Origin of the sequence: Spirillospora sp. NBC_01491, assembly GCF_036227065.1 — a bacterium.
In the GTDB taxonomy this organism is placed as follows: domain Bacteria; phylum Actinomycetota; class Actinomycetes; order Streptosporangiales; family Streptosporangiaceae; genus Spirillospora; species Spirillospora xylanilytica.
Map to the genome: position 1 here is coordinate 2,115,335 of NZ_CP109432.1, position 11,938 is coordinate 2,127,272.

12 protein-coding genes are annotated in these 11,938 nt (G+C 74.4%); 7 read left to right on the plus strand and 5 right to left on the minus strand.

The features are described from left to right. Positions 1-4: 4 nt before the first annotated feature. Positions 5-1,432: a serine/threonine-protein kinase gene (locus tag OHA34_RS10080; protein WP_329521444.1), complete on the minus strand. Its 1,428-nt coding sequence runs from the start codon at positions 1,430-1,432 to the stop codon at positions 5-7. A 178-nt stretch (positions 1,433-1,610) separates the two neighbouring features. Between OHA34_RS10080 and OHA34_RS10085 the strand changes: the two genes are divergently transcribed. Genes OHA34_RS10085 through OHA34_RS10095 form a run of 3 tightly spaced genes read left to right on the plus strand, consistent with a single transcriptional unit; the run spans position 1,611 to position 4,192 of the window. Then, positions 1,611-2,681 (plus strand): DUF6777 domain-containing protein, encoded by a 1,071-nt coding sequence (locus OHA34_RS10085; protein WP_329521445.1) that lies wholly within the window; start codon positions 1,611-1,613, stop codon positions 2,679-2,681. Between the two features lie 24 nt (positions 2,682-2,705). Further along, positions 2,706-3,095: an ArsR/SmtB family transcription factor gene (locus OHA34_RS10090; protein ID WP_285940839.1), complete on the plus strand. Its 390-nt coding sequence runs from the start codon at positions 2,706-2,708 to the stop codon at positions 3,093-3,095. After that, positions 3,092-4,192 carry a cation diffusion facilitator family transporter gene (locus OHA34_RS10095; RefSeq protein ID WP_329521446.1) on the plus strand — a complete coding sequence of 367 codons (1,101 nt, stop codon included), beginning with the start codon at positions 3,092-3,094 and terminating at the stop codon, positions 4,190-4,192. Before OHA34_RS10090 ends, OHA34_RS10095 begins: the two co-directional genes overlap by 4 nt. A gap of 60 nt (positions 4,193-4,252) precedes the next feature. Here OHA34_RS10095 and OHA34_RS10100 read toward each other — a convergent pair whose 3' ends face one another. Further along, positions 4,253-5,167 (minus strand): amidohydrolase family protein, encoded by a 915-nt coding sequence (locus OHA34_RS10100; protein ID WP_329521447.1) that lies wholly within the window; start codon positions 5,165-5,167, stop codon positions 4,253-4,255. Between the two features lie 35 nt (positions 5,168-5,202). Beyond that, entirely contained in the window at positions 5,203-6,294 is a 1,092-nt protein-coding gene (locus OHA34_RS10105; RefSeq protein ID WP_285940842.1) for an alpha/beta hydrolase, read from the minus strand. A 158-nt stretch (positions 6,295-6,452) separates the two neighbouring features. Here OHA34_RS10105 and OHA34_RS10110 point away from each other — a divergent pair, with 158 nt between their 5' ends. From OHA34_RS10110 to OHA34_RS10120, 3 genes are all read left to right on the plus strand, one after another. After that, complete coding sequence (locus OHA34_RS10110; RefSeq protein ID WP_285940843.1) at positions 6,453-7,427, plus strand: diacylglycerol/lipid kinase family protein; 975 nt, start codon at positions 6,453-6,455, stop codon at positions 7,425-7,427. Positions 7,428-7,652: 225 nt separating this feature from the next. Then, positions 7,653-8,726, plus strand: coding sequence for an IS110 family transposase (locus OHA34_RS10115; protein WP_329521448.1), 1,074 nt, complete (start codon positions 7,653-7,655; stop codon positions 8,724-8,726). Between the two features lie 54 nt (positions 8,727-8,780). Further along, positions 8,781-9,485: a maleylpyruvate isomerase family mycothiol-dependent enzyme gene (locus OHA34_RS10120; protein WP_329521449.1), complete on the plus strand. Its 705-nt coding sequence runs from the start codon at positions 8,781-8,783 to the stop codon at positions 9,483-9,485. 81 nt (positions 9,486-9,566) lie between these two features. Here OHA34_RS10120 and OHA34_RS10125 read toward each other — a convergent pair whose 3' ends face one another. After that, positions 9,567-10,163: a PadR family transcriptional regulator gene (locus OHA34_RS10125; RefSeq protein WP_285940845.1), complete on the minus strand. Its 597-nt coding sequence runs from the start codon at positions 10,161-10,163 to the stop codon at positions 9,567-9,569. Positions 10,164-10,225: 62 nt separating this feature from the next. Next, positions 10,226-11,101 carry an aldo/keto reductase gene (locus OHA34_RS10130; protein ID WP_329521450.1) on the minus strand — a complete coding sequence of 292 codons (876 nt, stop codon included), beginning with the start codon at positions 11,099-11,101 and terminating at the stop codon, positions 10,226-10,228. A 97-nt stretch (positions 11,102-11,198) separates the two neighbouring features. On the opposite strand from OHA34_RS10130, the gene OHA34_RS10135 reads away from it, so the two are divergent. Continuing rightward, positions 11,199-11,915 carry a helix-turn-helix transcriptional regulator gene (locus OHA34_RS10135; protein WP_329521451.1) on the plus strand — a complete coding sequence of 239 codons (717 nt, stop codon included), beginning with the start codon at positions 11,199-11,201 and terminating at the stop codon, positions 11,913-11,915. Positions 11,916-11,938 lie beyond the last annotated feature (23 nt).

Below are 11,938 nucleotides of genomic sequence, written 5' to 3' on the forward strand. Positions count from 1 at the left end.
GGCGTCAGCGCGCGCGGGCCCGCAGGCCCTCGGCGAGCAGCGCCACGACCAGCGCGGACAGCGCGGCGTGCAGCGCCAGCGCCGAGGTCTGGACGGTGACGATCAGGCTCCACCCGCTCCACAGCGCGACCCGCAGGGCGCGGGTCCCGAGCACCGTCCAGGCCGCGGCGCGGCTCCCCTTCCAGGCCAGCACCACGGCCACCAGCGTGACCACGGCGGGCAGGACGAACGAGGCGCCGGTGGCGAGCAGCAGCGCCCCGCGCGGGCCATGGCTCAGCTCCGGGCGGGCGATCAGGATCGCGAGGGCCGCGACGTCCAGCACGGCCAGGCCCCCGGCCAGGACGAGCCCTCCCCTGACGCCCGCTCCCCGGCCCAGCGCCCGCCGCCGCACCGGCGTGGACGCCCGCACCACACCCTGCTGCGGCACCTCCACCTGAGGCGCGAACACCCCCGGCGCGGGCAGGCCCGAACCGGACGCGTCCCGTGCGGACAAGATCGGCACGAACGAGCCCGGCGCGGACGAACCCGGCACGAAAGAGGCCGGGGCGGTCACGGGCGGGCGTAGTGCGGGGGTGACCGGTGTCGGGGTGGGCGGTGTCGGGGTGGGCGGGGTGGTGCGGGGACCGTCGAGGAGCCACATGAGGGCTTCGCCCGAGGTGGGCCGGGACCGCGGGTCCTTGGTCAGGCAGGCGGCGGCGACCTCGGCGAGGCGGGGTGGGAGCGGGCCGAGGTCAGGGGTCTCGTACATGATCCGGTACATCACCGCGGGCAGCGGGCCGCCGGCGAACGGGTCGCGGGCGGTGGCGGCGAACAGCAGCGTGGCGGCCCAGGCGAACAGGTCGGCGGGCGGGCCCGCGGCGCCGCCCGTGAACTGCTCGGGCGCCATATAGGCGGGGGTGCCGACCACCTCGCCGGTGAGGGTGGTGCCGGCGTCCAGGGCCCGCGCGACACCGAAGTCGATCACGCGCGGGCCGTCCGGGCCCATCAGCACGTTGTGCGGCTTGAAGTCGCGGTGCACCACGCCCGCGCGGTGGATCGCGGTGAGCGCGGTCGCCGCGCCGATGGCGAGCCGGTCGAGGTCGGCGCCGGTGCGCGGGCCCCGGTCGCGGACGAGGTGGCGCAGGGACGGGCCGGGCACGAACTCGCTGACGATGTAGGGCCGGTCGCCGTCCATGTCGGCCTCGCGCATCTGCGCGGTGCAGAACCCGGCGACGCGCTGGAGGAGGGCGAGCTCGCGGACGAACCGGGAGCGGGCCCGGTCGTCGCCGAGCAGCCGGGCGCGCAGGAGCTTGATCGCGACGTGGTCGTCCTCGCGGCCGAGCGGGCGGCCGAGGTAGACCACGCTCTGGCCGCCGCTGCCGAGCCGGCCGAGGAGCTCGTAGCGGCCGAGCCGCCTCGGGTCGGTGCCGATCAGCGGTGCCGGGCCGGCCATTCACCCTCCCGTTACCGCGGAATTATCGGGCGATTCCCCGCCACCGAAAATAACCTGGTCCGGCCGCGCACAGAACCTGCCCTCGTGACATCGAAGGGTACAGGTACGGTCGGCCCTGAACGGAAGACGAGGCATGATAGAGATCAATTCCCGAATTGCCGGAATCAGAGTTCTCCCGGTGGCGTTCGCGGCGCTGGTGGGCGCGGGCGCGCTGGCGGGCTGCGGGGACGCGGGCGCGACGATCACCCGGCTGATCGTGGGCACCCCGGGCCCCGATCCGTACACCCCGCAGACCGGCACCGACCAGCGCCGGATCGCCCGGCGCAAGCAGGCGGGCGGGACGCGCGAGGGCGACTCCCCTGGCCTGTACGGGGGCACCCGGCACGTGGCGAGCTGCGATCCGCGCAGGCTGGTGAGGTTCCTGCGGACCCATCCGGACAAGGCCGCCGCGTGGGCGGGCGCGCACGGCATCGCGCCCGCCGGCATCGGGGGGTTCGTGTCGCGGCTGACGCCGGTGCTGCTGCGGACCGACACGCTGGTGACCAACCACGGGTTCCGGGACGGCCGGGCGACCGGCGGGCCGGCCGTCCTCCAGGCCGGGACGGGGGTATTGATCAATGAGCATGGAATTCCCACGGTAAAGTGCAATTGTGGCAATCCACTGACCCGACCGAAACAGAATATCTCCCCCGGAAACGCCCGATACACCGGATCCTCCTGGAACGGCTTCGGCGAACGCACGGTCACCGAGATCACGCCGCCGTCCGGACGGAAGGGGCCGATCTCCTCGTTCGTTCTGGTCGACCCGCGGGCGACCATGGGATTCGCGCGTCCGCGCGCGACGTCCGGCGAGTCCGACGGGCCGGTCACCGTGCCGCCGCCGGACGAGGTCGTCCCGCCGGACGGTTCGCCGACCCCGGGCCGCTCGGGCGGCGGCGAATCGGGCTCTCCTGGTACGGGCACCCCGCTGCCGGACGACTCGGGCGGCCCCCCGAGCCCAGGGGCGCCCTCCGACGGGACGGGCGACACCGGCGTGCCCGGAACGTCCGGCCCGCCGGAGGGGTCCGGAGAGAGCACGCCGCCGCCGAGCGAGGGCACCCCGCCGCCCGTCCGCCCGTCGACGAAGCCGAGCGGTCCCGCGGATCCGCCCGGGGCGGCGGAGCCCCGGCCCGCGGCGCCGGCGTCGGGCCCTCCGCCCAGGTCGCTGGGGCGGATCCAGCGGGATCCGGCCCCCACCTGGCCGATCTGATCCCCATGGGCTACATTTGCTCATATGAGCAGCACTTCAGATGTCACCCCCGCCGAGGCGTGCGTGGTCCGCGTGGTCGATCCTGAGAAGGTGGCCATCGTGACCGCCGCCATGCCCGACGGCGAGACGGTCGCCGAGCTGGCGGAGGTGTTCGGGCTGCTGTCCGACCCGGGCCGGCTGCGGGTGATCACGGCGCTGCTGGAGGGGGGCGAGATGTGCGTGTGCGACATCGCGGCGTCCTGCGGGCATTCGGAGTCGGCGGTCTCGCACGCGCTGCGCCTGCTGCGCGCCAACCGGGTCGTGCGGGTCCGCCGGGCGGGGCGGATGGCCTACTACCGGCTGGACGACTCGCACGTGCGGATGCTGCTCGACCTCGCCCTCGCGCACGTCGGCCACCAGGAGGAGGGCGTATGAACCGGGACCATCCCAGCTCCGCCGAGGACGGCCCTCCGGGCAACCGGCCCGCCGCCCCCGACCGAGGCGACGCCCACGGCGGTGGCGGGCACAGCGGCGGGCACAGCGGCGGGCACGGCCACGGCCATGGGCATGGGCTCTCGGCGGGCGCCGACCGGCGGTACCTGAGCGGCGCGCTGACGCTGATCCTCGTCTACATGACCGGCGAGGTGATCATCGGTGTGGTCGCCCAGTCGCTGGCGCTGATCTCCGACGCCGCGCACATGATGACCGACGCGTTCGCGATCGTGCTGGCGCTGATCGCGATGCGCATCGCGGCGCGCCCGCCCAAGGGCGGCTACACCTACGGGCTGCGCCGCGCGGAGATCCTCTCGGCGCAGCTCAACGGGCTCACCCTGATCCTGCTCACCGCCTACTTCGTGTACGAGGGCGTGCACCGGCTGCTGGACCCGCCGGACGTCAACGGGCAGCTGGTGTTCTGGACCTCGCTGGCCGGCATCGCGGTCAACCTGGCGGCCACCTACCTGATCAGCAAGGCCAACCGGAGCAGCCTCAACGTCGAGGGCGCGTTCCAGCACATCCTCAACGACCTGTACGCGTTCATCTCCACCACCATCGCCGGGCTCGTGGTGTGGACGACCGGGTTCGCCCGCGCCGACGCGATCGCCTCGCTGGTGGTGGCCGCGCTGATGCTGAAGGCGGGGTACGGGCTGCTCCGCGACGCCGGCCGGGTGCTGATGGAGGCCGCGCCGTCCGGCATCGACCCGTCCGAGCTGGGCGGGCGGCTGGCCGAGCGGCCGTGCGTCCGGGAGGTCCACGACCTGCACGTGTGGGAGGTCAGCTCCGGCTACCCGGCGCTGTCGGCGCACGTGCTGGTGGAGCCGAAGGGCGACTGCCACGCCGTCCGGCGCGATCTCCAGGAGCTGCTGCGCTCCTCGTACGGGATCACGCACACCACCCTCGAAGTCGATCACACCGGTGACGGCGGGGCGGCGGCCTCGGGGCACGACCACTGCGAGGACGCGCACGGCCCGCGCCACATCGCCGACCCCGGCGAGCCGCACGAGCACATCGGCTCCGCCCCCTGCGACCACTGACGGGCCGCCCGCACCCGGCCGCACCCGCGTCCGCCACCCGCCCCGGCCCCGGCCCCGGCCTCAGCCGGGCTGGAGGTCCATGAGCTTCGCGGCGGCCTCCCAGCAGACCGTGCGCAGCCAGTCGTCGCCGAAGTCCAGCTCAGCGAGCACCTCGAGCTGGTGGGCGTACGCGTACGGGATGTTGGGGAAGTCGGTGCCCAGCAGGATCCGGCCCTCCAGGCCGAGGTCGCGCAGCCGGGGCAGCAGGGCGGGCGGGAACTCGCCGAGCCCTCCGGCGAAGCGGGTGAACGCCATCGTGGTGTCGAGGTGGACGCCCTCGTGCCGGTCCGCCAGCGCGAGGAACCCCTCGAACTCCGGCGCGCCGAGATGCGCGACGATCGCGGTGAGGCCCGGGTGGCGGGCCAGCACCTCGCCGAACGGCCCGGGCCCGGTGAAGCCGTTCGCCACCGGCCCCGAGCCCGCGTGGACGAGCGCCGGGACGCCGGCCTCGGCGAGCGTCCCCCACACCGGGTCCAGCAGCGGGTCGCGCGGGTCGAAACCGCCGACCTGGAGGTGCACCTTGAAGATCCGCGTCCCGCCGTCCAGCGCCCGGCGCACATACCCGTCGACGCCCGGCTCGGGGAAGAACGTGCCGGTGGGGACGGACTCGGGCACCCGGGCGGCGAACCCGGCGGTCCACTCGTTCAGCGACTCGGCCATGCCCGGACGGTGCGGGTAGGCGAGCGAGGTGAACGCGCGGACGCCGAGGGCGCGGAGCCGCGCGAGCCGCTCGTCCTCGGGGAGCCGGTAGTGGATCGGCCACGCATGGCCGATCAGCGGTCCGGGCTCCTCGAAGTACTCCCACACCGCGTCCATCAGCCGCGGCGGCATGAAGTGGACGTGCACGTCGATCAGGCCGGGCAGCCCCAGCCCGCGCCAGAATCCGGGCACCTCGGCGTCCGTCCGCGGACCGCGAATATCATGATTCGTCCCCATTCCGCCGACCCTAGCGCCGTGGGCGCGGCACCCGGTCAGGCGGTCTCGCCGAGCAGGACCGGCAGCGCCTCGCGCAGCTCGCGCTCCCAGTACGGCCAGGTGTGGGTGCCCTGGTAGAAGTGCGCGGAGACGGGGATGCCGAGCTTGTCCAGTTTGCCGGCGAACTCGACCGAGAGCCGGTGGGCGAGGGCCTCCAGGACGTCGGGTTCGGTGCGGACGCCGGTGCGGGAGCCGGGCTGGTCGTGCGGTCCGGGCCAGCCGTCGCCCGAGCCGACGTAGAGGCGGACGCCCGCGAGCCGGTCGGCGAGGTCGTAGGGGTTGTGCCGGCGCCAGACCGCCCGCTGGTCGTCCGGGTCGCCCCACACGTCGGTCCAGTCGCCGCCGGGGTCGTCGACCGCGGCGCCGAGCTCCACCAGGTCGGCCGCGTCGAGCCGGGACGGGTCGCGGCGCAGGAGGTGCGGGGTGCCGCTGAACGAGGCCGCCGCCTGGAACAGGCCGCGGTGCCGGGCCGCGTAGGCGAGCGCGCCGGTGCCGCCCATCCCGTGGCCCGCCACGGAGCGCTCGGGGCCCGCGGCGTAGCCGCGCTCGAGGATCTGCCGGACCTCGGTCAGGTGGAAGGTCTCCCACTTCGGCGGGCCGCCCTCGCCGCGATTCCACCAATCGGTGTAATGGCCGCGCGGCCCGCCGTCCGGCATGACGACGAGGACCCCGCGCCCGGCGGTGAGCCCCGCCACGTCGGTGTGCTGCGTCCACGCCGTGTGGCCCGCCCGGCCGGCGCCGCCGCCGTGCAGCAGCCACAGCACCGGCCAGGTGCGGGCGGCGCGGCGCGACCAGCCCGGGGGCAGGAGCAGCCGGACGTGGCCCACCGCGTCGAGGGCGGGCGAGCGGACCGCCAGGTCGAGCAGGCGGGACCCCTGGTACCGCTCACCGACGACCTCGGCCCCGTCGTCGGCCCGGACCGGCGGCGGCGCGGGCTCGGCCGTGGCCGCGGGCCCGGCCCCCGGCCCGGCCGCGCCGGGGCCGTCCGGCGCCCGGTCCTTCGGGGAGGGACGGCCCGGAGCCGGGCCGCCGGGGGCGATGGCCGCCATCAGCCCCGCGATTCCTGCGATGAATCCGAGTCCGGCCATGCCCGCCGCCATTCGCCCTGTGCATTCCCGGTGTGCTAACTGGAATGTCCCCACTTTCGACGATGTTTCAACCCCGGGTAATGCGTCGATAAAAATCCGGCCGGGGTCCGGCCCGGACCGCCCGGTAGGGTGACGCCACGGAGGGGGGTCCGATCGAGATGCGCAGCAAGCCCGAGTTGCAGGCGGCGATCCGCGAGGGCGGCCGCTCGGTCCTGGTGGTCAACGCCCGCTCGCGGCGTGGCCGCCGCCTCTACGGGACGGCGCGCAGGCTGCTGCGCGAGGCCGGCGTCGACTTCGACCGGGTCGTCCCGGTGACCGACCCGTCCCGGCTGCGCGCCCTGTTCACCGAGGTCCTGGAGCTGGAGCCCGACCTGGTCGTGGTCGGCGGCGGAGACGGCACGATCGCCGAGGCGGTCGCCAACCTCGCCCACCGCGACGTGGCGCTCGGCGTACTGCCGCTCGGCACCACCAACAACTTCGCGCGGAGCCTGGAGCTGCCGCAGGACCTCGCGGGCGCCGTCCGCACGCTGCGCGAGGGCAAGGTCGCCGACGTCGACGTCGGCTGGTTCGAGAGCACCGCCGCCCCCGGCGCCCCCGGCGCCCCCGCGGGCGAGAACCGGCACATCTTCGCCAACATGGTGAGTCTCGGCCTGTCGGTGGAGGTCGCCGAGCACGTCCCGCACGGGCTCAAGCGGTTCCTCGGCCGCTCGGCCTACGCGTTGACCGCCGCCCGGCTGCTCCCCGGGCACCGGGCCTTCCACGCCACCATCCGGATCGGCGACCGGACGCACGAGATGGACACCCACCAGCTCAACATCGCCAACGGCGCGCACCACAGCGGGCAGCGCATCGCCCGCGACGCCAGCCCGGACGACCGGCTCCTGGCGATCTACCGGCTGGGCGACCGGCGCCGGCTCCGGCTGGCGTCGGCCACCGCCCGGCACGTGCTGACCGGGCAGTGGCGCTCGCTCAGCGAGGAAGCCTTCCTCACCACCGGCGCGGTGGAGATCGAGACCGATCCCCCGCTCGCGGTCGACGTCGACGGGGAGGTGCGGGGCCGGACCCCGGTGTCGATCCGGCTGCGCGGCAACGCCCTGCGGGTGATCGTCCCCCAGACCTTCGTCGACACCTGACAGAGATGATGTAGGTGAGCACCTCCCGCCCGGGGTCTGACCCAGCGCCTGACTGACTTCGGGTCCTCAACCGGATTTGTCGCCCCTGGTCGGGAGGTGCTCATGTGCACTCACCGGACGTGGCGGGGTGACTTCATAGGAGCCTGGCCAGAGGCCCCATCTCTGTCTTGTCCGCTGCCCGGCTGGTGCGTGCCGCCCTGCCCCCGGTCAAGCGACAGGACGACGATGCCCTCCATTACACCCCAACAGCAGGTCTTCGAGGTCGCCGGTGGAGTCGACACCCACGCCGACACCCACACCGCTGCCGTGATCGACCAGGTCGGGCGGGTGCTGGGCACCCGGCAGTTCCCCGCCGACCCCGCCGGATACACCGCGCTGCTGGCCTGGATGCGCGGCTTCGGCCAGCTGGTGCGGGTCGGGGTCGAGGGCACCGGCGCCTACGGGGCCGGGCTGGCCCGGCTGCTGCGCGACAGCCACGTCGAGGTGATCGAGGTCGACCGTCCCGACCGCAAGGCCCGCCGCTTCCAGGGCAAGTCCGACCCGATCGACGCGATCGCGGCCGCCAAGGCCGCCCTGGCCGGTGAGCGGACCGGCACCCCCAAGCAGCGCGACGGCCAGATCGAGGCGCTGCGGAACCTGCGGGTGGCCCGCCGCTCGGCGGTCGACCAGCGCGCCGACGCCCAGCGGCAGATCAAGGCCCTGATCATCACCGCCCCCGACGAGCTGCGTGAACGACTGCGCGGCCTGCCCGTCAAGACGCTGATCACCACCTGCGCGGCCCTGCGCCCCGACCGCGCCGACGCCGCGTCCCCGGCCACCGCCGCCAAGATCGCGCTACGCTCGCTGGCCCGCCGCCACCAGCAACTGGCGGCCGAGATCGCCGACCTGGACCAGCTGCTGGAGCCGCTGGTGACCGCGATCAACCCCGACCTGGTCGCCGCCAACGGTGTCGGCACCGACGTCGCCGGACAGCTACTGGTCACCGTCGGCCAAAACCACGACCGGCTGCGCTCAGAAGCCGCGTTCGCCATGCTCTGCGGCGCCGCCCCCATCCCCGCCTCCTCCGGCCGCACCACCCGCCACCGCCTCAACCGCGGCGGCGACCGCCAGGCCAACGCCGCCCTCTACCGCGTCGTGCTCTGCCGCCTGCGCTGGGACCCGGCCACCCACGCCTACATGGAACGACGCACCAAGGAAGGCCTGTCCAAAAAGGACATCATCCGCTGCCTCAAGCGATACATCGCCCGCGAGCTCTACCAGATCATCACCACATCAGACGACCTTGAACTCGCCGCTTGACATCCATAGGAGCATCCTGTTCACGGCCGGCCAGAACGGGGCAGGCATACCGGTATGAGCACTGACGTCCTGCGGGGGCTGGACCCCTTCGACCTCTTCGACGCCGAGGCCGCCCGCCTCGACGCCTTCTTCTCCGGGCTCACCGGGGCGGGCTGGGACCGCCCGTCCCGCTGCGACGGCTGGTCGGTGCGGGACGTCCTCGCCCACCTGGCCGGCGAGGAGCTCTACAACCACGCCTGCCTGGACGATGACCTCGACGGGCTGTACGCGCTGATGGAGAAGGAGGGCGTCCACGATCTGGCGGACTTCAACGAGTGGTGCGTCCGGACCCGGCGGGACCTGCCGGTCGCCGACGTGCTGGCGGAGTGGCGCCGCGAGAACGGCGACACCCGCCGCCGCATGCGGGAGCTGGGCCCGGACGGGTCGCTGACCACGATGGCCGGGCCCTATCCGGCCGGGCTCCAGACCCTCCACTACGCCTCGGAGTTCGCCACGCACGGCGACGACATAGGCGTACCGGTCACGGCGGGCGAGGAACCGGCGCGCACCGACCGGCGGGCGCGGATCGCGATCTTCGCGCTGGACGAGCGGGACTCCCCCCTCCATGTGGAGGAGATCCACGGCGGCTTCCTCGTCCGGCTGGACGGCCTGGCGGCGGACCTGTCCCCCGCCGACTTCGTGGACGCCACGGTCAGCCGCCTGCCACCGGACCACTCCCTGGACAGTGCCCTGCGCGCCGAACTCGCCGTCCTCGCCTGACGACCCCACCGGGACCGCCGCCCCGGCCCGGGACCGCCGGGGTTCTGGGGCTCTGCGGCCGGCCGGAGCGCCGGGCCCGTCCTAGGACGGGCCGCTCGGCTCCTGGGCGTCCCCCTGGGCGACCCGGGGGCGCTCTCCGGCCATGACGTAGGCGCCGTTCCGGAGCCGCTCGATCAGGCCCAGGGTCCACTCGGTGGCGGTGTCGGCGGAATGGACCCACCAGCCGAGCAGCTCGTTCAGGTGGTCGCCGGTCTCGTCGAGGTGCGGGGCGACCGACGAGCGCCACTCCGCCAGCCCGGTGAGCCGCCGCTGGAACAGCGCGATCGCCTCGTCCCGCGGCAGCTCGGTGAGGAACCCCAGGCTCGCCGACAGCACCTCGGGGTGCCGCACGTCGACCGTGGTGATCGCCTCCCGGAGCAGCCGCAGGAACTCGGCCTCGCCCGCCGCGGTGATCACGTAATCGGTGCGCGGCGGCCCCGCCCCGTGGCCGGTGACCTCCTGCGCGTCCAGCAGGCCCTCCTTGGCGAGCTGCTTGAGCGCGTGGTAGATCGAGCCGGGGTTGACGTTGGCCCACTCGCTGGAACCCCACGACATCAGCTCGCGGCGGATGTCGTAACCGTGGGCGCGCCCCCCGAAATGGCGGATCCCGCCCAGCACCAGCAACCGCGTCGCCGTCATCGTCCCCCCGCTCACCGGTCTGTCCGCGTTCCGGCGTTCAGGCTAGGGCGTCCCGGCGGTGCTCAGCGCGCCAGCCCGGCGAGATCCTCCGCCGTCAGGCGCAGCGCGGCGGCGCCGAGGTTCTCCTCCAGGTGGGCGGGGGACGAGGTGCCGGGGATGGCCAGCATGACCGGCGACAGCGCGAGCAGCCCGGCCAGCAGCACCTGCGGGACCGTCGCGCCATGCCGGACGGCGATCTCCTTGACCCGCGCGTCGCCCGGGATCCCGAACCCGCCCAGCGGGAAGTACGGCGCGTAGGCGATGCCGTCCTTCTCGCAGGCCGCGAGCAGCCCGGCGTCCTGCGGCAGCGTCACGTCGAAGCGGTTCTGGACGGCGGCGACCGGCGCGATCGCCTGCGCCTCGGCGAGCTGCGCGAGGGAGACGTTGCTGACCCCGAGATGCCGGATCAGCCCCTCGTCGCGGAGCCCGGCCAGCACCTCGAACCGCTCCCCGAGCGAGCCGTCATCGGGCCCGAGCATGGAGCCGACGCGCAGGTAGACCAGGTCGAGCCGGTCCAGGCCGAGCTCGCGCAGGTTCCGCTCGACCTCGGCGCGCAACTCGCCGGGCCCCATCTCGTAGGAGGGGACCGGGTCGCCCGGACGCTTGCCGGGGCCGACCTTGGTGGCGACCACCAGGCCGTCCGGGTAGGGGTGCAGCGCCTCCTTGATCAGCTCGTTGGCCGCGAGCGCGTCGCGGGAGTAGAACGCGGCGGTGTCGATGTGGTCCACGCCGAGCTCCACCGCCCGGCGCAGCACGCCGAGCACGGTGCCGCGGTCGTTGGGGGGGCCGGTGAGGTCCCGTGCGGGCAGCCGCATGGCGCCGAAGCCCATCCGGGAGATCCGCAGGTCGCCGCCCAGGTTCCAGTGGCCGCGCTCGGCGGCGTCGATCTTCGTTGTCATGCCGTCCACTGTGCTGCGGGACCCTCCGGCGGGCCGAACCGGTGGCAGCATGCTGCCAGGTTTGACCTGGTCCCCGGCCCACCGCAGACTGGGCGTGATGACCCTCGACCTGGACCGCAACGTGATCCTGCGCGGCGAGCGGGAGCTCGCCGAACGCGCCGGGCGGCTGTTCGACGCCCGCGAGGAGTTCGCCTGCGCGGCCACCGACCTGCGGACGTGGGAGCTGCCCGGCGTCCGCGAGCGGCTGATCGCCGAACGGCTGCGGGGCCCCGGCCCGGCCGCCTTCAAGCTGTACACCCCGGCCGCGCTCGCCGACGAGGAGTCCGAGCGGCACCTGCTGGAGCTCTCCCGGCACGGCGCCCGGGTCCGCATCTGCGGCACCGCGCTGCCGCACGAGACGATCATCGTCGACCGGCGGGTCGCGATCCTGGCCGGACCGCAGGTGGCGGGGGTCCGCGAGTTCACCGTGGTCCGGTCCAAGGGCGTCGTCGACAGCGTCCGGTCGCTCTACTGGGCGACCTGGGAGGCCGCGACCGACCTCGCCGAGTACCGCCGGCACCGGCCGCCCGCGCTGAGCGGCGAGAGCCGCGAGATCCTGCGGCTGCTCGGCGGCGGGTTCAAGGACGAGGCGGCGGCGCGCAGGCTCGGCCTGTCGCTGCGCACCTACCGGCGCCGGGTCGCCGAGATCCTGACCCTGCTGGACGCGGCCTCCCGCTTCCAGGCGGGCCTGCGCGCCCACGAGCTCGGCCTGCTCGGCCGTCCGCCCACGGACGCCCCCGTGCACCCGGGCGCCCCGCCGCCCGCGGACGGCTGACCGCCCGCGGACGGCGCCACCGT